Here is a 26899-nt window from a genome sequence, read left to right on the forward strand (position 1 = left end):
TTGAAATTTACTTACTGTATCAACCGTTTCATCAAACACAGCGGATTGTTGTGAGTAGTACCACTAAGCTTACTCAAATTTACATGTACGATTTCCCCAACCCAAGGTCGACTTAAATTTAATCGGGCACTGTTTATTGTAATAACTGTTTGCTGTAAATATAATAAGATGGGTATCAAATAAAATACATAAGGCCTAAAGGTCTTCTTAACACTTGATAGGTTATTAAATAAGATTAGCGGATTGTTTCCCCATCAGCTAATCAAAGTTGTTCTAAACAAGGCCTACGCCAATGTCCAATCGGGCCTTTCGAAGTGGCAGGTATAACCATAAGGATATTTTTGTAAATAATCTTGGTGTTCTTCTTCTGCGTTCCAAAAGTCGCCGGCCGGAAGTACTTCCGTCACTATTTTACCCGGCCATTTGCCCGAAGCATCCATTTCAGCAATCAAAGCTTTGGCAATGTTTTGCTGGTCCTCATTTAGATAAAAAATAGCCGAACGGTAGGATGCGCCTATGTCATTACCTTGCCGGTTGCGGGTTGTAGGGTCGTGTATCTGGAAAAAATACTCGAGCAGTTTACGGTAAGAAAGAATAGTAGGATCAAATTCGATTTCGATACCCTCTGCATGGGTACCATGATTGCGGTACGTAGCGTTAGGTACATCGCCGCCGGTGTAGCCCACTACGGTAGATGTAACGCCTGGCTGATGCCTGAATAATTCTTCAACGCCCCAGAAACATCCACCAGCTAAAATTGCTTTTTCGGTATTCATTATGATAGTTTTAATAGTGCAAACTTAACATTCAACGGTTAAAACAGTTTTTTTATATTATTGCGTATGTAAACCGTTAGTCAAAATTTGAATAAATAAAATTAGATTGATGTGATGTCGAATGTTAATTCACATTAGGTTCGTAAGTTGTAAGAAATGTATAAATTAAAGCGTTCTATTTAAGAAGTATGATTAGCGTTAATTAAGATGTGTGGCAGGGTAAAATTCAGTAACAGCACCGAAACGGCACGACGCCTTGGCGTTAAAGATAGTGATACCCCTCGTGATGGTGATGTAAACGCATTTGCCTTTAAAGGGACTTATATTTTTGGCCTGGCCGATAAAGCTCCCGACACGCTGCGCCACTTTCACTGGCCGCTGGTTCCATCGTGGTGTAAAGAGTATCCTGAATTTACTACCATTAATGCCCGGAGTGAAGACATGGATATAAAGCCTGCTTACAAGCACCTTTTAGGCAAAAGACATTGCATTATTGCTATTGAAGGTTTTTATGAGTGGGAGCGCACCGGCGAAAAAAGACCGTTTTATTTCAGCATGGCCAACGGTAACCTCATGCTACTTGCTGGTTTGTGGGATTACAATACCCACCTTGACGAACCCGTATTGAGCTGCACAGTAATTACACGCGAACCAAACCTGATCATTGGTGAAGTGCATAACCGCATGCCTGTAATACTAACAACCGAGCAAGTGGAAATATGGTTAAACACAGAACTCCCCTACGCTCAACGAGCCGAAGTTTTACAACCCATAGAGAACAGCGCATTACTTAAATTAGAGATTGGTAAAAGTGTAAACAAAGCTGGCAACAAATCGGCTGATTGGTTTGAAGACCTGGGCGATAGCAAATCATGCTTACTGTTTTAAGGCTTTATGTTGAGTTGACTTTGCTTACCGTTTGATCGGCCGGAAGTATAAACATCCAAATCTTTTTTTAATACTTTTTACAGGTACCTTTGCAAGCATTGCCTTACTTGGGCTAAATAACTGCCGCCAAACAAATTCAGGTGTAGTAATATTGGGTATAAGTTCCACAAGTCGAGCCGCTGTTGCCAACCGTTCGCCATGGGAAAGCTTTCCTGATAGGCCTCGTAAAACTCTCGGCCGAAACCGCCAAACAGTGTGGTCATGGCTATATCAAACTCCCGGTGCCCGTAACTTACCGCTGGGTCAATAAGGTAAGGTTTCTGATTAACACTAATTAAGTAGTTGCCGCTCCATAAATCGCCATGTAATAATGCCGGAGCTTCTTCTTCAAAAAGTTCCGGCACCACTTTATACAATCTTTCAAATGCTTGCTCATCTTTCAAGTTTAGCAGTTCTTTACTCAGGGCTAATTTAACCATAGGTTCTAGTCGCTCCTCATTAAAAAAGCTTGCCCAGGCATCATGCTTACGATTGCTTTGAGGCAACGAGCCCATGTAATTATCGGTATCAAGACCAAACTGATTTGCTGTGTGCCTGTGCATTGCGGCTAATTGCTGACCCAGCAATTTTGAAGCAACGGGCTTAGCCCTGCCTGCTTCTATCCATTCTAAAATTAAAAAATCGTCTTCTTCAAATTCATCCAGCAAAATAGTCTTGGGTACTGCGATAGTTTGCGTTTTACTTATGGTAGCTAATCCGGCGCTTTCACAGGCAAACATATTTGGGTAGGCATCTTTGTTATTACGCTTCATCATAAAATCGCCTGCCGTGGTATGCAGGCAATAAGCAGCGTTTATACTGCCGCCACTTACCGAGGATACGTGCTTCAGTTTCAAATCGACATTTAAAACACCGTTTAAACGCTGCTCTAAATACAAAGTAAACTCCTTAGAAATTGCCATTATCCGAATTTAGGTATTTCATAGTCAGCATTACAATTTATCCGCTTAAAAAGCTATTTTTGCAGCTTCAAATGAAGCACATACGTAACTTTTGTATTATAGCGCACATTGACCACGGTAAAAGTACCCTGGCCGACCGTTTACTCGAATACACCAAAACTATAACCGCTCGCGAAGCGCAGGCCCAGTTGCTCGACGATATGGACCTGGAACGTGAACGCGGCATCACCATTAAAAGCCACGCCATTCAAATGGATTACGTGATGGATGGTCAGCCTTACGTTTTAAACCTAATTGATACACCCGGCCACGTCGATTTTTCTTATGAAGTATCGCGCTCGATTGCAGCCTGCGAAGGCGCCTTGTTAATCGTAGATGCATCGCAAGGCATACAGGCGCAAACCATATCCAACCTTTATCTGGCCTTAGAGAATGACCTGGAGATAATTCCGGTGTTAAACAAAATGGATCTTCCGGGCGCTATGCCAGAGGAAGTAAAAGACCAGATTGTTGACCTGATAGGCTGTAAACGCGAAGAGATCTTAGCCGCGTCGGGTAAAACCGGTATGGGTATTGAAGAAATTTTACGTGCCATTATAGAACGTGTTCCGGCACCGGTGGGTGACCCTGATGCGCCGCTTCAGGCCTTGATCTTCGATTCGGTGTTCAATTCTTTCCGCGGTATTATTGCTTATTATAAAGTAGTGAACGGCGAAATCCGTAAGAACACTAAGGTAAAATTTATGGCTACCGGCAAAGAGTATATTGCCGATGAGGTAGGTACTTTAAAGCTTACCCAATTACCAAAAGACGTCATAAAAACCGGTGATGTAGGTTACATTATCTCGGGTATAAAAGAAGCTAAAGAAGTAAAGGTTGGCGATACCATTACTTTGATTGAACGCCCTGCTGCAGAAGGCATACAAGGATTTGAAGAAGTGAAACCTATGGTATTTGCCGGTATATACCCGGTTGATACTGAAGACTACGAAGAGCTTCGCGATTCGATGGGTAAATTGCAGTTGAACGATGCTTCGCTGGTATTTGAACCTGAATCTTCAGCTGCGTTAGGCTTTGGTTTCCGTTGCGGTTTCCTGGGAATGCTGCACATGGAAATTATCCAGGAGCGTTTGGAACGCGAGTTTGATATGACGGTAATTACTACCGTTCCCAACGTATCTTACATTGCGCATACTACTAAAGGGGAGCCTTTTCCGGTAAACAACCCTTCTGACCTGCCCGATCCAAGTAAACTTGATTACGTAGAGGAGCCTTATATTAAAGCCAACATTATTACCAAGGCCGAGTTTGTAGGCCCGGTAATGTCGTTATGTATTCAAAAGCGTGGCACTATCGTAAACCAATCATACCTAACATCTGACCGGGTGGAGTTGATCTTCGAGATGCCTATGGGCGAGATCGTGTTCGACTTTTATGATAAGTTAAAGACCATTTCTAAAGGTTATGCTTCTTTCGATTATACGCAGATAGGCTACCGCCAAAGTGATCTGGTGCGTTTGGATATCCGTTTGAACGGCGAACCCGTTGATGCATTATCCTCATTGATTCACCGTAGTAACTCTTACGATTTTGGTAAAAAGATCTGTGAAAAGCTGAAAGAATTAATTCCCCGCCAGCAATTCGAAATTATAATACAGGCTTCTATCGGTGCTAAAATTATTGCCCGCGAAACGGTAAAGGCTTTACGTAAAGACGTAACTGCCAAGTGTTACGGTGGTGATATCTCCCGTAAGCGTAAACTGTTAGAAAAACAGAAAAAAGGTAAAAAACGCATGCGCCAGGTTGGTAACGTAGAAATACCGCAATCGGCATTTATGGCGGTATTAAAATTAGATTAATTGACTTTTATAGATGAAGGACGAAGGGCAGAAACAAGTCTTTTGTCCTTTGTCTTTTAATCCTTCCTCTCCCTATGCAACTACTCGACGGAAAATACGTATCTGAAAAACTGAAAGTTGAAATAGCTGAACAAGCAGCAGAATACCTGACCAAAACCGGCCGCAAGCCACACTTAGTGGCAGTGTTGGTAGGCCATGATGGCGGCAGCGAAACTTACGTAGCCAGCAAAATGCGCAACTGCGAAAAAGTTGGCTTCAAATCAAGTCTGGTACGTTATGAAGATACCATTACCGAAGCTGAGTTGCTTACTAAAGTAGCCGAGCTTAACGCCGATGCCGATATTGATGGCATTATTGTACAACTCCCGCTACCCAAGCACATCGACCCTGAGAAAGTAACCGAGAAGATAGATCACCGTAAAGATGTGGACGGCTTTCACCCGGTAAACTTAGGCCGTATGCAGCGCAATTTGCCTTCCTTTATCCCTGCTACACCTTACGGCATTACGTTGATGCTGAAGGAATACGGAATTGAAACAGCCGGAAAACATTGCGTGGTAGTTGGCCGCAGCAATATAGTGGGCTCGCCTATGAGCATATTGATGGCTCGCAACGCTCAGCCCGGTAACTGTACCGTAACCATTTGCCATAGCCGCACACCCGATATTAAGAAGTTTACACTGGATGCCGATATCCTGATCGTTGCCATTGGTAAGAAAAACTTCATCACCGCCGATATGGTAAAAGAAGGTGCCGTAATTGTAGATGTGGGCATGAACCGTGAAACGTCCACGGTAACTAAATCAGGTTACAAGCTATATGGCGACGTTGACTTTGAAAATGTTGCTCCAAAAGCTTCCTATATTACCCCGGTTCCGGGCGGTGTGGGTTTAATGACCATTATTGGTTTGCTTAAAAACACATTGGCTTCGGCTAATCGTGAGGTGTATCCTGAAATTTAGACGTTGAGTTTAATTTTTGAAGAAGCTATCATTCTTTTTAACATTTAAAATGATAGCTTCTTCAACTTGAATGTGCTAAAACCTATTCCTGAAATTTTCAAAAAAAGATTTTATCTCAACATAGATACCATCATCCCTTTGCTCCACAGCATAAGTACGTATAAAATCATTTTGACCAAGGTCGCCCCTCCCTGTGCTTAAATTGTATTTGTAACGGTGAAAGGGGCACACCAACTTTCCTTCTTCACACCGGCCTTTACTTAGATCGGCTCCGGCATGCGGACAGGTTGCGGAAACTGCATAAAGCTTTTCATCGGCTTTAACCAAACAAAGCTGCTTGCCACCCGCAGTTACTTTCATTAAAAAAGAAGTCGAAAGGTTTGCTGCGTCTGCAACCTTATACCATGCCATTCTTACTAAAAATCTATTTCTATGTTCATCAAATTAGGGTTTTTGATGAGCTCGTCCATATTGGTTTTCAAAGTCACCTGCTTACGGTCGGCCGATAGAACTGCTTTCTTATTATCTATCTTTTTTACAGGACGGGCAAAATTAAGCACTACTTTATAGGGTGTTTCAATCAACATGGCTTTAGCCATGGCAAAGGTAGATTGCGTTTTCTTCAAAAACTTGTTAAATTTTGCCTTATCTATTAACCGTATAAATTTTGTATTGGTTACCTGGTAAGCATAACAATCTTGTCCGGCAATCAATTGCTGAGCATTAAACATATTTAGCGTACCGCGCTTGCTTCCCTCCTGTTCGTAATTCGCTAATTTAGACATCCGCTGTAAATAGTATTCCAACTCTGAAGGGCTGTTGGCTTCATGGCGTATACTCACATTCATCAAATTACGTTTGAGGTTCATATTAATGGCCAGATTGCTTCCCTGCGCAAGCTTCACTTCCTCTTCGCTCATTTTATTTTGGGTGCTATCGGGCAAGGCACTGTATAGGTTCATTACCGTGTCTTTAGCCATGGCAAATTGCGGAGTGGCCGCCACCGAATCAGAAAGCAAATTATGTAAAACGGCAACAGCTTTGCTCATGTCGAAGTCGTAGATAACATCGCAAGTACCATTGGCCTTAAAATTATAGCGCTCTACAATATCTACACATGAAGAAAGTGTGCAAGCTACCATAAGAATAACACAAATGCTGATTTTTTTCATATGGCTGATTTGCAAGTAATTATACTAATTAATATTTGCAAGATAAAGTTTTAATTTAATAGTAATAAACACTTAACTGTTGCCAAACTTTTAGTGTTTACTTGCGTAAAAGCAGTGTATGTTAACTATAACTCAACTTATATTGTTTAGATTACACAAACGAAAAAGAATCAATAGCTAACAGTAGTTGCAAAATATAATAATTAAGCTTTTTAATATACCAGCATTTCTTGCATGATTATGTAAATACCTTATTTTAGAGACACGAGCACCTTTTATGAAACTTTTGAGTTTATGGATTTTACTTTTGCTTACCCTTAAAGTAAGTGGTCAAACTAAACAATATAGTACCACCAATGCCGCTGCCGTAACCTACTATCAAAAAGCCAGTGCCTTTTTAGACCGGCAAGATAAAGCCAACGCTGTTGCGCAATTGCAAAAAGCACTCGATGCTGATAAAAATTTCATGGAAGCCCATGCCCAACTTGCCGACCTGTTAAAAACATTAGCGCAGTACAAAGAAGCGGCAGAGCATTACCGCCAGGTTATTGCACTTAGTCCCGATTTTAGCCGGGGTATATACCTTAAACTTGGAGATCTTGAAATTACGCTTGCCGATTATACACAGGCAAAAATTCATCTGGAAAAATATATCACTTACCCTTCGCTTACTACCGAAAACCGATTTTATGCCCGTAAGCTAATTGCCGACTGCGATTTTAGTATGGATGCTATTAGTAAACCGGTACCTTTTAAACCTATAAATTTGGGTCCCGAAATTAATTCCGCAAATGATGAGTATCTGCCGGTTTCAACTGCCGACGAGGGCATGCTGATATTTACCCGTAAAATTTTAAACAACGAAGATTTTTACAAAAGTGCAAAAATTAACGGCCAATGGACCAAGGCCGCATATTTAAGTAAGCAGATTAACACTGCCGAATTTAATGAAGGTGCACAATCAATATCTCAAGACGGTAAATATCTGTTCTTTACCGGCTGTAACCGCCCCGACGGTATGGGTAGATGCGATATTTATATAACACAGAAAAAGGGAGACGACTGGAGCAAGCCTTTTAACCTGAGTGCACCCATCAACAGTTCGGGCTGGGAATCGCAGCCATCTATTAGTGCCGATGGGCGTACATTATATTTTGTAAGCAACCGTAAGGGTGGCTACGGTGGTTATGATATCTGGAAATGCCGGGTGACCGAAAAAGGATGGTCGGAACCCGAGAATTTAGGACCCAAGGTAAACACCGCTTACGACGAACAATCACCATTTATACACCCTGATGATAGTACACTTTACTTTTGCTCAAACGGCTGGCCCGGCTTGGGAAATAAAGACTTGTTTGTAAGCCGGTTAGATAAAGCCGGAAAATGGCAAAAGCCCGAGAACATGGGCTACCCCATCAATTCAAGTGGTGATGAAAATGGCATGAGTATCACCACCAGTGGTGGTTATGCTTACTTTGCATCCAATACATTGAGTGGCTACGGAGGTTTCGATATTTATATGTTCGAATTGCCAGTAAAAGCCCGTCCGCATGCGGTAACCTATGTAACCGGTTCAGTTATTGATGCTACTACCCGAAAGCCCATGGAAGCATCAGTAGAAATCGTCGACCTGGCCACCAACCAACCGGTTTATCAAAGTATGACCTCTACCACAAAGGGCGACTTTTTAGTGACACTCGTTACAGGCCGCAATTATGGCTTAACAATATTCAAAAATGGCTACCTTTTTTCATCCGAAAATTTCTCATTAGCCGGCCAAAAATCCAATACACCCTTTAAAATTGAAGTGCCATTAAACGCTATAGAAATAGGCAAAACAGCTATCCTGAAAAATATCTTCTTTGATAGTAATCGCTTCGACCTCAAGCCCGAATCACAATCGGCGTTGCAATATTTGCTCAACTTTATGGTTATAAATCCAACGGTAAGCATAGAAATTTCTGGCTATACAGATAATTTAGGTAACGATGTCATGAACCAGAAACTGTCGGAGAATAGGGCTAAGTCTGTTTACCAGTATTTAATTAATCATGGCGCTAAAGCGATTAAATTGCAATATAAGGGCTACGGTAAGCAGTTACCCGTAGCGCCTAACGCGACCGAAGACGGACGTGCTAAAAACAGGAGAACCGAATTTAAAATAACGGCAAAGTAGTCAGGGTTTCTTCACATTAATGAAACTCTCATTATAAACCACACCATTGGGGGTTATGCCCTGCACAACAATGCGAAACTTACCTGTAATATCACTGGTGTAAAAAGACAGTTCACTATCCTTAACTGACGTTATAGCAACCAAATGTTGCCAGAATATAGTAGAAATATACTCGGGCTGTGACGGGTTTACCACCGCATAATCAGAACCGTAAAATTGCTTGGACTCATAAATTCCTGCAAATGTTTTTACATTCGAGTCATCCTCTGGTTTACCTCCGCATCCTAAATATACTCTACCATTATAAGATGCCCCTATAGTAGGTGGCCTGTTGTCGAATTCAAAACGATGATTAGGACAGTTAAATACATTATAGCGGCATACATAATCATTACAGCTATTAAAATATAACCGACCACCATATAATGAGTTGTCTTTAGTTGATGTAACTTTTACCGCCTTCAACTGTATTGCTTTTTCCAACCCTTTGATCACTACGTTTTCTGAGCTTTGAGAGGTAGGCTGTAGCTCAAAATTTTGAGACTTTAACGCATAGCCAAGTTGTTGATTAAGCTTGCTGTAGGGGTTATTGATCCTAAGGCGGTAACCGTCATTGGCATTAATCATGAACCGTAGAGGCTTGTCTTGCGAATTAATCAAGTCTTCGTTTCTAAACGAAAGGTCACCTTCCGTATTTGTGGTTAAGATCATACTCGAAGAATCGCGCAGAAGCATAAAGTTCATGGGCTTTTTAAGTGCTTTCCCCAGTTTACTCACCCTTCCTGTAAACGTTAATGAAGTTTGGTTTGTAGCAGTATCTGTCAGTTTAGTCTTTAGTAGATCGGTCCAGGAGTATTTGCGCCATCCCTTAACCAACATCACGCATTCAAGGTATTCTTTGTCATCTGTATTTAAACCAAGGTAATTTTCTTTTAAGGGTAAACTACCCAAGGCACTTTTTAAATACAAATAACTCTCAATGTTGTTACTTTTCTTAAGTTCTAAGCGATTATCTTGCACGCAGGCTACAGACACATAACCAACTTTAGATAAGCCGTTTTGGGTAAACAATCGTAAGTTCAGCCTTACTTTTTCACGTGTATTGTAAGTTTCTTTGTTGCTTTTTACCGAAAACAACTCCCTAAGATCATGATGTGCGAAAAAGATGCGCTCCGCATAGGGCCGGCCGAAGCTATCGGTAAGAGTTACCTCTGCTAACCCTTTTGGAATTTGACCCAATGCCACCTTAACTTTCCGGGGATACGCAACATTCACCTGTACGGGTACAGTAGAGAAGTGTTGCTGGTAATCATGTATATGTAAGTAGACTATGCCATTATAGCTACTACTTAGCTGTAAATTCAGGGTGTCGTTAACTACAGCTTTAAACATATTCATAACCAAACCCTGCGGCAACGACTTAGGTAATTGGTAAGCGGTGTCACTAAGTGCAGGGTAGTTAAGAAGTTTAATCTTATAAATAGCGTTGGCTACAGGCCTTAGCAAAAACCTGCCCATGCCGTAGCTATCCGTTTCTATGGTATCGCCGGGTTTATTGTTGCAATAAATTACGCCGGTTGCACGTATAGGTTGACCTTCACTATTTTTGATTTCCCAACCCACCTGCGATAATAAATTATTAACCAAGCTGCCTCCCTCTGGGTAAAATCTTACTTTTAAATGCTTGTTAACTTGTGGAATAATTATATGCAGATATTGGCTCGACAGCTTATTCTTAATCTGAACCTTTACAGCACGTTTGTCCACCGGCACCTTAATCGTGTATTGCCCGGCCTTGTCGGTCTTTGCCTTGCCTCGGGTGATTAACGTGTCATTTCCTATGAGGGAATAGTTAATCGTAGCGTTAGCAATTGGTAAATAATCGGTTCCGTTTACGTTCACCAGTACATCCCTGCTTATACCCGTTATGATCGAAGAGGTGTCTTTTAACGATAGTATGGCTTTAAAGTCTGGCTGGGCGGTTGTTTTTATAGTAACTGGCTGGGTAAAAAACACTTCAGGCTTTTGGTTAACCATACGGTTTGTGTATACCATGAAAGTGTAATTACCCTGTGGTACAGAGTCGGGCAAGAAAAGATTACCGAAGCCAATACCTTCGCGCATTAAAAACCTTTCTTCCATCACCACGGCGTGATCAGTATCATTGATCAGACTTATAGACAACGTATGATGCAATTGCGGCGTATTGCAATTAAGCAGGTAGGCTGTAAACCAAACATTTTCGTTACCACTGTAAAGCGTTTTATCAAAATGCACAAATAACAGTGATGCCGGATGCTTTTGCTGGTATAAAGATAGCTTACGCTGTATGGTATTTGATAATACGTTTGCTGATTGAGCAATCGTAACGCCGGGTTTGCCGATAATTAAACAAACAAGTATTGCAAGGTGTAGCAGTAACTTCTTTTGTATATAACTTTGCAGCATTTGTATATTGTACTAGGTTACATTGGTTTGTAACTGCAAATTATACAAAAAAAGGAACCCAATTTTGGATTCCTTTTACAAATATCGATGTTGAAATTAATTTCCTAATTCAGAGAAAAACTTAATGCGCATCAACTGTACTTCCTCGCGGGTGTAATCATTCACACCTAAGTCCATCAGTGCATCATCTATAGAATCAACCTCGGCGGTACGGAAATAATCGTAAACTTCGTCCTGCTTATCCTCATCAATTACCTCATCAATGTAGTAGTTAAGATTGAGTTTAGTACCTGAATTTACAATGATCTCAATTTCGTGCAAAATTTCCTCATAGGTAAGTCCTTTAGAAGCAGCAATATCTTCTAAATTTAAATGGCGATCGATATTTTGAATGATGTAAACTTTAAGGGCCGACTTATTAGCCGCGCTTTTGATCACCATATCAACCGGACGGTCAATATCGTTATCCTCTACATACTTCTTAATCAGTTCGATGAAGGGAGCACCAAACTTAGTAGCCTTACCGGCGCCCACACCCGAAATTTGCTTTAGCTCTTCGGTGTTTACCGGGTAGTGCGTACACATTTCTTCGAGTGATGGATCCTGGAACACCACAAACGGCGGCAAATTCTTTTGCTTGGCAACTTTTTTGCGCAAGTCTTTCAGCATTTGCAATAGCTGCGTATCTAAAGCGCTTCCACCCTGCTTAGGTCCGTCTTCCGAATCGTCATCATCGGCAGATTCCATCGGCTTGTTCAATACAAACTTAATGCTGTACGGATTATCTAAAAAATCATGCCCTTTTTCGGTCAGCTTTAACAAGCCGTAGTTGTCAATATCTTTTGAAAGGAAGTTGTCTAACAAAGCCTGGCGTAACAAGGAATTCCACAAGTTACCTGTTTCTTCGCTACCCGAACCAAACACATCCAGCAAATGGTGCTCGTAATGATGCACATTAGGGTTGTGCTGTCCCATCAATACGCTTACAATATGATGGTCATCAAACTTATCGCCTAACTTCTTTATTAAACTTAATGCACGGTGTAACTGTGCTTCGGCATCGAAAAATGTACGGTCGCCTGCGCAGTTATCGCACATGCAGTTACAGTTTGATGCATCATAGTCTTCACCAAAATAATGCAAGATCTGCTTACGGCGACACACGGCCGATTCGGCATAATCAATTACTTCTTTTAATATCTGGGTACCAATTTCCCGTTCCGACACCGGCTTGTCTTTCATGAACTTCTGCAGTTTATCTACATCTTTTTCAGAGTAGAAAGCCACACAGATACCTTCGCCACCATCACGACCGGCACGGCCTGTTTCCTGGTAGTAACCTTCCATACTTTTGGGTACGTCGTGGTGTATCACATAACGTACATCGGGTTTGTCTATCCCCATACCAAAAGCAATAGTTGCTACAATTACATCGGCATCTTCCATCAGGAATTTATCCTGCGTATCGGCCCGTACCTTAGCATCTAAGCCTGCATGATAAGGCAATGCCTTAACACCATTCAATTTTAGCGCCTCCGCAACTTCCTCTACCTTTTTACGGCTAAGGCAATATACAATACCCGATTTTCCCTGATGTTGCTTAATAAACCTGACGATCTCTTTAAGCACGTTACGCTTGGCACGTACTTCGTAAAAAAGGTTTGAACGGTTGAACGATGATTTGTAAATCGTTGCATTGTTCATTTGCAGGTTCTTCTGTATATCGTGCTGCACTTTAGGCGTGGCCGTAGCCGTTAACGCGATAATGGGAATGTTTTCGCCCAGGTTAGTTATCACCTGGCGTATCTTGCGGTATTCAGGACGAAAATCATGACCCCATTCTGAAATACAATGCGCTTCATCTACCGCCACGAACGACAGTTTATTCAATCGCAAAAAATCAATATTATCCTGTTTGGTTAACGATTCGGGGGCTACGTATAATAGCTTGGTTTTACCAGCCAGCACGTCCTCTTTTACCTTGGCAGTTTCTGCCTTGGTTAATGAAGAATTTAAGAAATGGGCTACGCTGTCTGAATTACAAAAGGCTCTGAGCTGATCTACCTGATTTTTCATCAGGGCAATAAGAGGTGAAATTACGATGGCTGTACCTTCAGTCATTAAGGCCGGAAGCTGGTAACACATGGATTTACCGCCGCCGGTGGGCATGATCACAAACGTATCGTTACCGGCCATTATGTTGGTTATGATCGCTTCCTGTTCCCCTTTAAAATTATCAAAACCGAAAAAATTCTGCAGGTTATCAAAAAGCGACTTTTTTGTTTCAATCATTATTTATGTTAGAAAAATATGAAGTATTTGCTTTTATATTCAAAATAACAAAAAATTACAAACATCAGCCCGTTTGAGATCAAAATATTGAACTCAGATGATGTTAGGCATTTATTAACTTTGTTGTTTAATAACTAAATATACCTAAAATTTATTATAAAAGCCAATAATTTTTTACAATTTTGGCCGTGTGTCGTAACTTCATCACATACTATACTTTATATGAATAAAAACTATTATGCCATCATCATGGCTGGTGGTATCGGAAGCCGCTTTTGGCCTATTAGCCGCACCGCTCACCCCAAACAATTCATAGATATTCTTGGTACCGGAAAAACGTTGATCCAACATACTTATGATCGCTTTTTAAAGATTTGTCCTAAAGAAAATATTTTCGTTGTTACCAACGAGATCTATACCGATTTAGTTAAAACACAAATACCAGACATGACCGATGCACAGATACTTACTGAGCCGGTTATGCGTAATACTGCTCCTTGTGTGGCATACGGTTGCTACAAAATAGAAAGCCTTAACCCCGATGCAGTTATCGTAGTGGCACCATCAGATCACCTGATTATGGACGAAGCCGGTTTTGTGAACTCCATAGAAGCATCGTTAAAAACAGCAGCAGATCATTCTTGCCTGGTTACCCTGGGTATTATGCCTTCGCGCCCCGATACCGGTTACGGATACATCCAATATAACGATAACGTAATTGATGAAAAGTTTCATAAGGTGAAAACGTTTACCGAGAAACCAACGCTTGATATTGCCAAAACCTTTATTCAAAGCGGCGATTTCTTGTGGAACGCCGGTATTTTTGTATGGTCGGTTAAGGCTATAGTAAGCGCATTTGACAAATACCTGCCCGATATGCATGAGATATTTGCCGAAGCACGCAGTGTTTACAATAGTGCCGATGAAAAACCACACGTACACAATGCTTACCAGCGCTGTACCAACATCTCTATAGATTATGGTATTATGGAAAAAGCCGACAACGTTTACGTACTTCCGTCAGAATTTGGATGGAGCGATTTAGGCACCTGGGCTTCGGTATATCAACTGGCCGATAAGGACTATGTAGGTAATGCTGTTATCCCTGCCGAAAAGGTGATCATGTACGATTCATCTAATTGTATGGTAAACGTACCGGGTGAAAAACTGGTGATCATTAAAGGCTTGCACGACTACATTGTAGTTGAATCAAACAACACATTGCTTATTTGCCCTAAAGAAGACGAGCAAAATGTGAAGCAAGTAGTAGCTGATGTGAAGCAAAAGTTTGGAACGAAGTATATTTAGTGTTTAGTTATTAAATTAGATTAAGTTATTGGTTTGAGGTTAAGCGCAATCAACCTAATAACTTAATCAACTTAATAACTAATTATTGTCGCTGCCTTATTGCCTCATACAAAATAACCCCTGCCGAAACCGAAACGTTTAACGACTCAATTTCACCGAACATGGGTATTTTAGCCAGGTAATCGGCAGTACGAATTAATTCATTACGAATTCCCTCATCTTCAGAACCCATTACAATAGCGGTGGGTGCGGTATAATCGGGTTTATAAATATAATCATTCGTTTTCTCGGTACAGCACACAATTTGCAAACCCGATTCCTGTAAGAATTTAACGGTTTGCACAAAATTATCATGACGGCAAACGGGTATCTTGTATAAGGCCCCAGCCGAAGTTTTCACCGCATCGGCATTAATTTGAGCCGAACCCTTACCCGGTACAACAATGGCATGTACACCGGCGCACTCTGCCGTACGGGCAATTGCACCCATATTTCTTACGTCGGTAACACTATCAAGCACCAAAATTAACGGCACCTCTCCCTTTTCATATATCTCGGGAATAATATTTTCGATTTTATGATAAGTGATTGGTGAAATAACAGCTACCGCACCCTGATGATTTTTTGGAGTCATGCGATCCAGTTTTTCAACAGGTACGTATTGTGCCGAAATCTCATACTCAGCCACCACTTTTTTCAGTTCCTGATATAGATCGCCGGTTAACCCACGTTGTATATATAAAGTTTCAACTTCTTTGCCCGATGTAATGGCTTCAATAATAGCGCGAATTCCAAATACAAATTGGTTGTTATTATTATTGCGCCTGGGTGGGTAACTGCCGTTCATTCATTTAAAATAAGGCAGCAAAAGTACGCATAATTAGCTTGATTAGGCTTATCTTTATATCTGCAATTCGGCTTATACAAATAAGAATCGGGATTATTAAACACTATGCTGTTAAATACTTTTAAACATGCAGCGTTGGTAATTCCTGGTAATGTGTTGGTGAGATGAAGTGGTAATTTGTATATTTTTGTTGACGATGATTTTTGAGAATAATAACCGAACCAATAACGAACGACGTACTAAAAGCTATACCAGTCCTGCAATTACCGCAGGCAAACTCCCCCCACAGGCCCGCGACCTTGAAGAGGCCGTTTTAGGGGCTTTAATGCTCGAAAAAGATGCATTATCATCTGTAATTGACGTACTTAAACCAGAGGTTTTCTATGTAGAAAGCCACCAGAAAATATTTAACGCCATACGGGTATTGTTCGAAAAAACATCGCCGGTTGATATCCTTACTGTGACCGCCCAACTGCGTATGCAGGGTGAACTGGAAATGGTAGGCGGCGCATTTTATATAACCGAACTTACCAATCGTGTAGCTTCGGCAGCTAACATTGAATATCACGCGCGTATCATCATTCAGAAATTTATTCAGCGCGAACTGATCCGTATTTCTACCGAGGTTATTAATATAGCTTATGAGGACACGACCGATATTTTGGAATTATTGGACAAGGCCGAAAAGAACCTTTTTGATATTGCTCAGAATAACCTACGTCGCGATTCGCGCAAGATGGACGACCTGATGCAGGAAACGCTGAAAGAAATTGAAGCGCTGAAAGATAAAACCGACGGCTTAACGGGTATTGGTACGGGCTTTACTGATCTGGACCGCATGACCTCGGGCTGGCAAAAATCTGACTTGGTCATTATTGCGGCTCGTCCGGCTATGGGTAAAACGGCTTTCGTACTAACCTGCGCCCGTAATGCCGCGGTAGATTTTAATAAACCTGTGGTGGTTTTCTCGTTAGAGATGTCGTCGGTACAGTTGGTTAATCGTTTGATTTCCGGTGAAGCCGAAATTGAGCAGGAAAAGATTCGTAAAGGTAAAATGGAGGAATGGGAATGGCAGCAGATCCACTCTAAAATTGGTCGCCTGGAGGCCGCGCCTTTAATTATTGATGATACTCCCGGCTTAAATATTTTCGAGTTCAGGGCCAAGTGCCGCCGTTTAAAATCGCAGCACGATATTCAGTTGATCATTATTGACTACTTACAGCTGATGACAGGTAAAGCGGATGGCAAAGGCGGTAACCGTGAGCAGGAAATTGGTAGTATATCGCGTGCCTTAAAAATGGTAGCTAAAGAATTACAAGTGCCGGTTATTGCGCTATCGCAATTAAGTCGAGCTGTGGAGAGCCGACCGGGTGGTTCTAAAAGACCAATGCTTTCAGATTTACGTGAATCGGGTTCTATTGAGCAGGATGCGGATATGGTGCTTTTCTTATACCGGCCTGAATATTACGGCTTAGAATTTGACGAGGATAACAACCCAACCAAAGGTGTAGGCGAGGTTATTATAGCCAAGCACCGTAACGGCGAAACCGGAACCGTACGCCTGAAATTTGTGGGTAAATATGTGAAGTTTACAGATTTGGAAACCAGCATGGACAGCTACATGCCCCCATCTGGTGGTGGAGGCGCTTTTGCGGGCTTAGGCCCATCCCAAGGCTTCGACAGCAATCCAGGCAATATCATCATCCGCCCGTCGCGTATGGATGATATGGAAGATGAGCCGCCTTTTTAATGAAGTAATGTATAAAATTTTTCGTCATTTGTCATCTCGAACGACAGTGAGAGATCTTGTTTAGCAAGACGGGTTGACTACCGAGCCGTTTTGAACAAGATTTCTCATCATCACTCGAAATTACATTGATAAACTTAAAATATTAGTCCTAACACTACGCCTATCAAAATCACGATGGGCGTTTTTATTTTAGTGAAGTATAAAAGGCAGAACGCACCGGCCATAATAAGGTAAGCCATCCAATTGGTGCCAAATGGTGCTACCAGCAAAATAAACGCCGTAGCCATAAAACCTACAGCCACCGCATTAATACCGCTTAATGAGTTACGAATGCGGGTTATCTTTTTCAAATCTTCCCAAAATGGAACAATGAAAAGGATCAAAATTAAGCCCGGTAAATTAATGCCAATTACAGCTACTAAGCTACCTATGATTTGTCCGGCTACACCATATCCCCTATTGCCCAATGTTATGGCACCAACAAATGAAGTAAATGAAAAGGTAGGCCCCGGCAGCGCCTGTTGTAATGCATAACCTGATAAAAACTCGGCATTGGTAAGGTAGTGCTTTAACTCAACAAATTCGGTGTACATGAGTGGTACCAGCACCTGCCCTCCCCCAAAAATAAGGATGCCGTTGCGGTAAAAATTCTCAAATAAACGCACCGGTAAACTAAAAGGAGATGTACGGTTGATCAAAGCGCCTAAAGCTGCAAAAAATAATAAAATACCAATAAAATAACCTACTTTTTTGGGGTTTACATTAGCATACAGCCTGGTTCTTAAAGCGTCTTCGGTGGGCTGTGTTTCCAGCGCCGAAGAAATTATGCCACCCAGCAAAATAAGTATCGGGAATGCATAAGGATTTTGCAAAATGAGTGTCGCCACTAATGAGCCTATGGAAAGATAAGCACTTACCTTGGTTTTGATGAACTTTTGCGCAAAAGTAACCGCTGCATAAGCTACTATTCCTACTGCCGCCGGGCGAATAAACCGCAAAACTGCTTCGGTTTTACCGCTGGAAGCAAACGTTTTGTAACTAATGGCCGCTACACACATAATAGCTGCCGATGGTATAACCCAAATGAAAAAGGTGATAATAGCCAGCCTTAAACCTCCTACCTTCCAGGCTATACCAATGAGCGTTTGGGTGGATGAAGGGCCGGGTAGTACCTGCGACAACGCATTCAACTCCATCAATTCCGACTCGGTAATATAGCCGCGCTTCTCCACAAATTCGCGCAGTAAAATTGCCACGTGCGCCTGCGGACCTCCAAATGTTGTGAAAGTGTACACCAGGGCATCGCGCAAGAAGAGTAATTGTAGCTTAGTCAATTCTTAGTCTTATGTGCAATTTCAAATTTGCAGAGCCTTCATATTTACAAATTAATAGTCTTCGTCATCATCATCGTATAAGCCTGCAGCTTGGTTATAAGCCGATTGCAGTTCAGATAAGGCATGATTATCACGCTTTTGCCGGGTGATGGTCATCCCTTGCTGATATATCTTTAAGGCCTCGTCCTTACGTTGTAAGGTTTCGTATAATTTTCCTAAATGGTAATATGTGCCCGTGTAATTAGGGTGGTTTGCAACCAGGTTTTCAAAATATTGCAAGGCTTTATCTACCTCGTTCAAGCGCAGGTACTCGGTTGCAAGGGCATATTGCAGAAACTCATCATTAGGTTCGCTCTCTAAGAATTCGAGCAGTTTATGTAAGCGGTCTGTCTGCATTTTAAACTATGTATTTTTTAATTATTTTTGTGCCAAGCCCCGGTAAATTAATAACTGAATAAGCCGGACGGCTGTTACAAATGTAGTGTTTGGCAGCTATTGCATCAACCTTATATTAGTCTGTTACGTTGTTTAAGCATGATTTTTAAATTTATCATGTATCTCTCAACAAACCTGCTATTGTGGAGTTAATGATGTAACACAATTTTTAGATACTATTGATTTGCGGCATAAATAATGCTGTAAATCTGCTTAAATAAGGTTTTTGGTGTGATGGGTAATAACATGAAAAAAATAAAGCTCGACATTGTTGGACTTTCTTACAGTCAAACACAATCGGGCGCTTATGCTTTGGTATTAGGTGAAGTTAACGGTCGCAGGCGACTGCCCATTATTATTGGAAGTTTTGAGGCACAGGCTATTGCCATCGAGATCGAAAAAATGACACCCAGCCGCCCCCTCACACACGATCTTTTTAAGAGTTTTGCCCAGGCTTACCATATAACTGTACAAGAAATTATTATTTATAACCTGGTTGATGGCATTTTTTATGCCAAACTTATCTGTTCCGATGGTAAAAAATCAGCAGAAATCGATGCCCGTACCTCTGATGCCATAGCCATGGCCGTGCGTTTTGATTGTCCTATTTATACCCATGAATTTATCCTTTCTACCGCAGGTATTGTTATTGAAGGCAATGATTTTGTTTACCTTGAAAACTTGACTGAAGCAACAGAAGAAAAGCCAAGCAATACTGGTACGGCAAGTTATAACTCGCTAAGTATCGATGAATTGAAAACCAAATTGCAGGAAGCACTTACCGAAGAAGCTTACGAAAAAGCGGCTAAAATACGCGATGAACTAAACAAACGTAAAGCTTCGTAAAGTCAGCATTCTTCACCATACCCTGCTATTCCAACTATTTGTTTATCAAATCAATGATTTACAGCAACTTTGCGGAGATTATCTCTGCGGGGCCATAAAACCATTTTATAGTTCCTCATTTCGCATTATTTCACTACTTTCCGTTTTTATTTAATTTAATAATTTTAGTTTAAACCGGTTACTGTATGAATATTAAGTTTCGCTTAATACTAATGAACATTATGCAATTTTTTATATGGGGAGCTTGGTTGCTTACTATTGGTGCATATTGGTTTCAAAATAAACAGTGGTCTGGTGCGCAGTTTGGTGCCATATTTTCTACCATGGGCATATCGGCGATATTTATGCCTGCCCTCACCGGTATTATTTCCGACAGGTTTATCAATGCCGAAAAGCTTTACGGCATTATGCACATTTTAGGTGCGGTGGTGCTGTTTTGCTTGCCCTTGGTTACCAACCCTACTACATTCTTTTGGGTAATATTGCTTAACATGGTGTTTTATATGCCAACACTTTCTTTATCTATCACCGTCGCTTATTCTGCATTGAAAAACAGCAACCTGGATGTGGTAAAAGATTATCCTCCTATCAGAATATGGGGCACCATAGGCTTTATTGCTGCTTTGTGGACGGTAAGCTTAACGCATAATGAAACCTCTGCCAACCAGTTTTACATTGCATCGGCAGTGGCATTAGCATTGGGTATCTACTCGTTTAGCTTACCTAAATGTCCGCCGTTACTTAATAAAACCAGCAACAAAGATTTTGTTAGCACCTTAGGTTTAAATGCATTCGCACTTTTTAAGACGCCCAAATTCGCCATATTTTTCACCTTCTCTATGCTATTAGGTGCAGCTTTACAATTGACGAACGCATATGGCGATACTTACCTGCACGACTTTGCAAAAATAGAAGCCTATAAAGGTACGATAGCGGTTAAGTATCCGGCTATCATTATGTCTATATCGCAGATCTCAGAAACGTTATTCATCTTGGCCATCCCTTTCTTTTTACGCAAGTTTGGTATCAAATACGTTATGCTTTTTAGTATGCTTGCATGGGTACTTAGGTTCGGCTTATTTGCCTTCGGCGATCCGGCTAATGGTTTATGGATGATCGTATTATCGTGCATTGTTTACGGTATGGCCTTTGATTTCTTTAATATCTCGGGCTCGTTGTTCGTAGAAACGCAAACCACCCCCGAAATACGTGGAAGCGCACAAGGATTGTTTATGATGATGGTGAATGGTTTCGGTGCTTTATTCGGCAGTTTTGCCAGTGGTATTATTATAGACAAGTTTTACACTCTGCCCAATCAAGCCAAGGATTGGCATGGCATCTGGTTGTTCTTTGCCGGTTATGCACTGGTAATAGCTATTATATTCCCCTTCGTATTCAGGTACAAACATAATAAGGCTTTAGAACATGCTATACAACATGCCTAAGTTTTTATAAACTAAAAAAGCATCAGGAAAACCTGATGCTTTTTTAGTTTATGGGTAAATTATTTAGAAAGAGAATAAACGATATGCCAGGGTTAAATTAAACAAATTCGCTCTCACGTTAGATTTTTCAACGCCGTTATCTATTTTATTTAAACCTAATTCATAACGCAGATCAAGCGATACTCGCTGTACATCCAAGCCAACACCAAACTGCCAGGCATAATTTTGATCCTGATATCTTAAACGGGTGGCGTTGTTAAACGCGTCTCCTATGCTTTGATCCTGACTTGTAACAAATGAAAAAAGCGGACCTGTATTCAGGCGTGCGCCTACTCCTAAAAGGCCAATCTTGGTACCTACTAATATAGGCACATCAATACTTTTAAAATTTGCAGTGTTGGTAGCTGGAACACCGCCGCTTTCACCTTGAAATTTTACATTTTTACTGGTATAATATATCTCTGGTTGTAAATGAATGCCACCCGCACCAATGCGTGCCCAAAAACCGCCCAAGAAACCGGCGCGGTTGTCGCTGCTCAAGGTATTACTGGTAGAGAATGAAGAAAGGTTGGCCCCCGCCTTAACACCAAAACTTACACTGGGCAATAACTGTGCACGTGCCGATACAGCCGTACACAAACTGATAGCTAATAGATAGAAAAATTGTTTCATAACGTTAGAGTTTATGAAAGCTTAACAAGAAAACAATGCTTTTGTGCTAAACAGCTACAAAATTCATCATGAAAGTACGCTTAAAAAATTAAACTTCCTTTGTAATACTCCAAAATTTTGGTGCGGATGTAGTAGTCGTAGCGTGCATTGATCAGGTTATTATTTGCCCGGTCGAGGTTGTTTTTGGCAACAATAAAATCAACCGAATTGAGCACACCGGCATTGAAACGTATCTCGGCAGTACGAAATGATTCTTTAAATGCATCAACCTGTTCGGTGAGTATCTGGTAGCGGTCGTTTGCCGAGATCATATTAATGTACGCTTGCTCTATACTTTGCCTTAACTGTACGCGGGTACTCTCTTCTACATATCTTGCTTCGGAAAGATCAATTTTAGCGAGTGCTACATTGTTTCTCTTCTGAAAAGCATTTAAAATAGGGATCTGCAAACTTATACCGGCCTGCGTATTGTAATTATTTTTAAATTGGTCATAATAGCCGACCCTTACACTGCCAAAGTTTTGATTATAGGCATACACAGCCTGATTACCGGTTGGGGTTTTGATATATGACCCGGTATTAACTTCTGCCGAATCTATTAAAAATGATCTCCTTGCCGCGCTTGAATAGCGTGTAGCCAAACCACTATATAAAGACAAGGTGGGAAACAAAACACCCTTGGTCACCTTAACTTGCTTTTCAGCACTTTGACGCCTTAACGTGGCGGCCTTGACCAATGGTAAGTTTTGTATCGCCGAGCTGTATACCTGCTCGGCGTTCTCAGCAAACTTACTGGCCGGCAATTCGGCAGCACTTAAGCGCTGTACGGTAATACTGCGAGTATAGGGTACGTTCATTAACAGAAGCAAATTAAGCTTCGCCGCTTCGAGTGTATTTTTAGCATTAATTACCGTAAGTTGATCGGTAGACTGCTGCCCTTTTACATCATAGTAGTCCGACGGTTTTACAGCACCGTTAACGTTCATTACCTGTAAACGCTGCAATTGCTGCTTCGAAACCTCTAATTGATTATTAGCCTGAGTAAGCAGGTCGGTGTTATTGATTACCTGCAAATATGTGGTAATTACGTTAAGCGTAATATCATTTTTAGCTTGTTCAAAATCCATCTTGCCGGCCTGGTAGGCCAGTGCCGTACGTTTTATACTATTTTGTATGGCCATACCGTTGAACAAAACCAAGTTGGCATCGGCACTGTAATCGGCCGAAGTTATTTGCTGGTTAAGGTAGGTGTTGGTGAAAGGATCCAAACTACGACCGGTACTTATACCATGATTTATACCACCGTTGAAAGTAGGCAGCAAATTAGCGCGCTGCTGTTGCCAGTAAACGCGGCTGCGTTCCATATCTAACTCGCTGCGTTTAACGGTTAAATTGTTGTTAATAGCAATTTCGATACATTGCTGCAGGTTATAAACCGAATCGGTACTTTGACATTTACCTTTCTGGCAAAACAAACAAACCGTTAAAAATATGATTATGTAACGCATTGTAAATTACAGAATGATGGATGAGTCAATTTTACCATCCAAAAGATTAATAATACGCGAACCATATTGCGCGTTTTTTTCAGAATGTGTAACCTGTATTACGGTTACGCCGTCTTCTTTATTTAGCTTTTTAAACAGTTCCATAATTTCTTCACCTTGTTTGGAGTTGAGATTGCCGGTAGGCTCATCGGCTAAAATGAGTTTGGGTTTACTGATCAATGCGCGTGCAATGCCTACCAACTGCTGTTGTCCGCCGGAAAGTTGTTCCGGAAACAAATCTTTTTTGCCCACAATGTTAAAGCGGTCTAAAATATCGGCCACCAAGGCTTTGCGTTCGGCACTTTTCACATCCTGATAAAGTAATGGAGTTTCTATGTTTTCGTAAACCGTAAGCTCATCAATCAAATGATAAGCTTGGAATACGAAACCTATATTTTGTTTATATAAAGCCGAGCGTTGCTTATCTTTAAGCTGATGTACCGGCTCGTTGAGGAAATACTGATAACCTTCCGACGGCTGATCTAACATGCCAATGATATTTAACAAAGTAGATTTACCCGACCCGGATGGTCCCATGATAGAAACAAATTCGCCTTGGTCTACATCGAGGTCTACGCGGTTAAGCACATAAGTTTTGGCTCCGCCTGATGAATAATATTTTGATATTTGCTTGAGTGATAACATCTACGTTCAAAGATTATTGATTAAATTTTTTAATTGATATACACTTTATAATATCAATTCTATACCAATACTATAAACAATTGATAATAAAGCGCTTGGGTGAATTACACTAAAGTCTTCCGTACGCTTCTGCAACAAACACTGTGCGGTTGTGATACAATGTAATTGTGCTTATTCGCTTCGTAGACTTTTAACCGGGTTGCTAACCGCCGCTTTAATAGCCTGAATACTTACCGTGGCAAAAGCAATGAACAAAGCCATTAATCCGGCCGAGGCAAACATCCACCATTGCATGGTAATACGGTAAGCAAAACCTTCAAGCCAGCGGTGCATAATATACCAGGCAATGGGAGATGCTACCACTAATGCCACCACCACCAGCTTCAGGAAATCGGCTGAGATGAGATTAACCAGGCTGAATACATTGGCGCCCAAAATTTTGCGAATACCAATTTCTTTAATACGCCGCCGGGCGGCAAACATTGCCAGCCCCAACAAACCCATGCAAGCAATTAATACAGCAGTGAAGGCGGCCGCAATAAAAATCTTTCCTAACTGGTACTCTGTTTTATATTGCTTGTCATAAACTTCATCTAAAAACGAATAAGAAAATGGTTCGCCGGGAAAGTTTTTCTGATACAAGGACCTTATTTGTTCCATTTTAGTGCTCATGTTGGCAGTCTCCATTTTCAGGGTAAAAAAGCCATCAGCTACCGCAGGTAAAAAAATCATAGGTTTAATTTGTTCATGTAAACCCAAATGGTGGTAGTCTTTAACTACACCTACTATCTCGAAATCGTTATTCCATTTAATTTTCTGCCCTATAATGGCGTTATTATCATTATATCCCAATTGTCGTACAGCAGCTTCGTTGAGTACCACTTTTTTAGTTTTGGTCCAACCATGCGCTAACATGGGCAGCGTAAAGCCGGTACCATATTTAATGTTGATGTCGTAGGTCTTGAAAAACTGATCATCCACAATGAGCATGGCATAAGATTTCTTATCATCGCCGGGGTTGGCGTTAGATTTAGTGATACCAGCAGTCGAAAAATTATACCCTTGCCCCGGTATATTATTTGAAGCCGAAAGTTGCTTTACAAAGGGCAATTGCCTCACCTCATTTTCAAAAGCAATAGAATTATCTCGTTGCGAACTATTTATGATTGATGGCCCTGTAACAGCCAGCCGTTGTTCTACCTTCATACCTAAATCTTGGTTCTGCATGTATTGAAGTTGCTCGTATAGCACAATAGTAGCTATGATAAATATGATGGAAGTAACAAATTGAAATACCACCAAACCTCGCCTAAGTGATAAACCGCCAACCTTAAGAAACGCTTTGCTCCTGATGGTTTTTAACGGATTAAATGAACTTAATACCCAGGAAACGTAGCCACCAGCCAGCAAAGTGCCGCTGATAATAAGTGTCGCTCCACCCAGCCAAAACCAACCGGCATTCAATACAGCTAACGATAATTGTTTCTCTAAAAAGCTATTATAGGCAGCCTGCAGCATAAGAACCATTAACATAGCCACACCCAAACTTATAGTAGTAAGCACAAAAGTTTCGGTTAAGTATTGCAAGGTGAGCTGCCCCCTGCTGGCGCCTAATACTTTACGCACGCCAACTTCTCTGGCGCGGTTAAGCGCTTGCGCAGTACTTAGGTTTATGTAGTTAACCCAGGCAATAACAATGATCAGCATAGCTACGCTTAAGAAGGCAATAAGCAGTAATAAACTACCATAAGTTTGAAACTGGTAACTAAAGCCCGGTGCAATATGCAGGTTTTGAAAGGGCTGTAAACCCACATGATCATTCTTACTATCTGGTTTTAATTTATGCCATAAGTTAGTAGCCTGTGCCGAAATCTGGCTTAAATTTGCATTTTCGTTGGTAAGTATGTATAAGTAACTATACTCCGAACCTAAGCCTGTAGGGTCGGCCCAGTCGTTACCATTTCTAAGGGCAGCACTTTCAAGGGTTTTGTAGGAAAGTAATACATCCGCTTGTATATCAGAATTTTGAGGCATGTCCTGGTAAACACTCGTTACCGTATAGTCGGTATTGCCAAACTGGTTGTTAACCTGAATTACCTTGCCTACGGCATTTACGTTACCGAAATATTTAATTGCTGTTGTTTTAGAAAGCGCCATAGTTTGAGGCTCATTCAGCAAACCATTGCCTTGGAGTACCGGGAAGGTGAACACTTTTAAAAACTGCCCATCAACGAAGGAAACCCTTTCTTCCCGAAAAACATTTTTGCTCGCGCCTGTATTGATACTCAAAACTCCGCTACCTACATTCTCGCCAATGCGAACAACCTGCTTTATACCCGGCACATTGCTCTTAAGCGTTGGACCCAAACCCGGTGGTAAGTAATAATTGCTCTCTCCTGTTTTGTACAAAAACGACAAGCGGCTCAGCTGGTTAAAATTTTGATGAAAGCGGTTAGCATTCCACTCATAGGCCACATACTCGGCAATAAATATAAAAACAGTAAACCCTAAAATTAACCCAAACATATTTATTGC

The 26899-nt window shown here is 41.2% G+C and carries 21 protein-coding genes; 8 read left to right on the top strand and 13 right to left on the bottom strand.

The annotated features are described in order from the left end of the window. Positions 1-284: 284 nt before the first annotated feature. Complete coding sequence (gene msrA / locus IEV61_RS13260) at positions 285-776, bottom strand: peptide-methionine (S)-S-oxide reductase MsrA (protein WP_188417437.1); 492 nt, start codon at positions 774-776, stop codon at positions 285-287. A gap of 207 nt (positions 777-983) precedes the next feature. Here msrA and IEV61_RS13265 point away from each other — a divergent pair, with 207 nt between their 5' ends. Next, positions 984-1664, top strand: coding sequence for an SOS response-associated peptidase (locus tag IEV61_RS13265; RefSeq protein ID WP_188417439.1), 681 nt, complete (start codon positions 984-986; stop codon positions 1662-1664). A gap of 77 nt (positions 1665-1741) precedes the next feature. Here IEV61_RS13265 and IEV61_RS13270 read toward each other — a convergent pair whose 3' ends face one another. Further along, entirely contained in the window at positions 1742-2626 is an 885-nt protein-coding gene (locus IEV61_RS13270) for a fructosamine kinase family protein (RefSeq protein ID WP_188417441.1), read from the bottom strand. 71 nt (positions 2627-2697) lie between these two features. Here IEV61_RS13270 and lepA point away from each other — a divergent pair, with 71 nt between their 5' ends. Both lepA and IEV61_RS13280 read left to right on the top strand, forming a co-directional pair. Next, on the top strand, positions 2698-4485 hold the full coding sequence (lepA, locus tag IEV61_RS13275) for a translation elongation factor 4 (protein ID WP_188417443.1): 1788 nt from the start codon (positions 2698-2700) through the stop codon (positions 4483-4485). 74 nt (positions 4486-4559) lie between these two features. Further along, on the top strand, positions 4560-5447 hold the full coding sequence (locus IEV61_RS13280) for a bifunctional 5,10-methylenetetrahydrofolate dehydrogenase/5,10-methenyltetrahydrofolate cyclohydrolase (RefSeq protein ID WP_188417445.1): 888 nt from the start codon (positions 4560-4562) through the stop codon (positions 5445-5447). A 75-nt stretch (positions 5448-5522) separates the two neighbouring features. Here the strand turns inward: IEV61_RS13280 and IEV61_RS13285 are convergent, their stop codons facing one another. Both IEV61_RS13285 and IEV61_RS13290 read right to left on the bottom strand, forming a co-directional pair. Further along, positions 5523-5858, bottom strand: a complete 336-nt coding sequence (locus tag IEV61_RS13285) for a Rieske (2Fe-2S) protein (RefSeq protein ID WP_188417447.1) — start codon at positions 5856-5858, stop codon at positions 5523-5525. Positions 5859-5863: 5 nt separating this feature from the next. After that, positions 5864-6619 (bottom strand): hypothetical protein, encoded by a 756-nt coding sequence (locus IEV61_RS13290; protein WP_188417449.1) that lies wholly within the window; start codon positions 6617-6619, stop codon positions 5864-5866. A gap of 307 nt (positions 6620-6926) precedes the next feature. On the opposite strand from IEV61_RS13290, the gene IEV61_RS13295 reads away from it, so the two are divergent. Continuing rightward, entirely contained in the window at positions 6927-8795 is a 1869-nt protein-coding gene (locus IEV61_RS13295) for an OmpA family protein (RefSeq protein ID WP_229747134.1), read from the top strand. On the opposite strand, the gene IEV61_RS13300 is transcribed toward IEV61_RS13295, so the two are convergent. Then, positions 8796-11243, bottom strand: a complete 2448-nt coding sequence (locus IEV61_RS13300) for a hypothetical protein (protein WP_188417453.1) — start codon at positions 11241-11243, stop codon at positions 8796-8798. A 96-nt stretch (positions 11244-11339) separates the two neighbouring features. Further along, complete coding sequence (gene recQ / locus IEV61_RS13305) at positions 11340-13532, bottom strand: DNA helicase RecQ (RefSeq protein ID WP_188417679.1); 2193 nt, start codon at positions 13530-13532, stop codon at positions 11340-11342. A gap of 225 nt (positions 13533-13757) precedes the next feature. On the opposite strand from recQ, the gene IEV61_RS13310 reads away from it, so the two are divergent. Beyond that, positions 13758-14843, top strand: a complete 1086-nt coding sequence (locus IEV61_RS13310; RefSeq protein WP_188417454.1) for a mannose-1-phosphate guanylyltransferase — start codon at positions 13758-13760, stop codon at positions 14841-14843. 82 nt (positions 14844-14925) lie between these two features. Here IEV61_RS13310 and rlmB read toward each other — a convergent pair whose 3' ends face one another. Continuing rightward, complete coding sequence (rlmB, locus tag IEV61_RS13315) at positions 14926-15690, bottom strand: 23S rRNA (guanosine(2251)-2'-O)-methyltransferase RlmB (RefSeq protein ID WP_188417456.1); 765 nt, start codon at positions 15688-15690, stop codon at positions 14926-14928. Positions 15691-15886: 196 nt separating this feature from the next. Here rlmB and dnaB point away from each other — a divergent pair, with 196 nt between their 5' ends. After that, positions 15887-17440: a replicative DNA helicase gene (gene dnaB, locus IEV61_RS13320; protein WP_188417458.1), complete on the top strand. Its 1554-nt coding sequence runs from the start codon at positions 15887-15889 to the stop codon at positions 17438-17440. Positions 17441-17574: 134 nt separating this feature from the next. Here the strand turns inward: dnaB and chrA are convergent, their stop codons facing one another. Together chrA and IEV61_RS13330 are read right to left on the bottom strand one after the other, a co-directional pair. Beyond that, positions 17575-18774 (bottom strand): chromate efflux transporter, encoded by a 1200-nt coding sequence (chrA, locus tag IEV61_RS13325; protein WP_229747135.1) that lies wholly within the window; start codon positions 18772-18774, stop codon positions 17575-17577. Between the two features lie 51 nt (positions 18775-18825). Then, positions 18826-19170, bottom strand: coding sequence for a tetratricopeptide repeat protein (locus IEV61_RS13330; protein ID WP_188417460.1), 345 nt, complete (start codon positions 19168-19170; stop codon positions 18826-18828). Positions 19171-19455: 285 nt separating this feature from the next. On the opposite strand from IEV61_RS13330, the gene IEV61_RS13335 reads away from it, so the two are divergent. Next, the gene (locus IEV61_RS13335; protein WP_188417462.1) at positions 19456-20055 is read left to right on the top strand and encodes a bifunctional nuclease domain-containing protein; all 600 of its coding nucleotides are present in this window, start codon (positions 19456-19458) and stop codon (positions 20053-20055) included. A gap of 185 nt (positions 20056-20240) precedes the next feature. Continuing rightward, on the top strand, positions 20241-21500 hold the full coding sequence (locus IEV61_RS13340) for a nucleoside permease (RefSeq protein WP_188417464.1): 1260 nt from the start codon (positions 20241-20243) through the stop codon (positions 21498-21500). Between the two features lie 63 nt (positions 21501-21563). Here IEV61_RS13340 and IEV61_RS13345 read toward each other — a convergent pair whose 3' ends face one another. The 4 genes from IEV61_RS13345 to IEV61_RS13360 all read right to left on the bottom strand — a co-directional run bounded on the left by IEV61_RS13345 (position 21564) and on the right by IEV61_RS13360 (position 26890). Next, positions 21564-22172 carry a porin family protein gene (locus IEV61_RS13345; RefSeq protein ID WP_188417466.1) on the bottom strand — a complete coding sequence of 203 codons (609 nt, stop codon included), beginning with the start codon at positions 22170-22172 and terminating at the stop codon, positions 21564-21566. A gap of 80 nt (positions 22173-22252) precedes the next feature. Continuing rightward, positions 22253-23680 carry a TolC family protein gene (locus IEV61_RS13350; RefSeq protein WP_188417468.1) on the bottom strand — a complete coding sequence of 476 codons (1428 nt, stop codon included), beginning with the start codon at positions 23678-23680 and terminating at the stop codon, positions 22253-22255. Positions 23681-23686: 6 nt separating this feature from the next. Beyond that, positions 23687-24364 (bottom strand): ABC transporter ATP-binding protein, encoded by a 678-nt coding sequence (locus IEV61_RS13355; protein ID WP_188417470.1) that lies wholly within the window; start codon positions 24362-24364, stop codon positions 23687-23689. 171 nt (positions 24365-24535) lie between these two features. Beyond that, positions 24536-26890 carry an ABC transporter permease gene (locus IEV61_RS13360; protein WP_188417472.1) on the bottom strand — a complete coding sequence of 785 codons (2355 nt, stop codon included), beginning with the start codon at positions 26888-26890 and terminating at the stop codon, positions 24536-24538. Positions 26891-26899: the final 9 nt, after the last annotated feature.

The organism is Mucilaginibacter galii (assembly GCF_014635825.1).
Classification (GTDB): Bacteria; Bacteroidota; Bacteroidia; order Sphingobacteriales; family Sphingobacteriaceae; genus Mucilaginibacter; species Mucilaginibacter galii.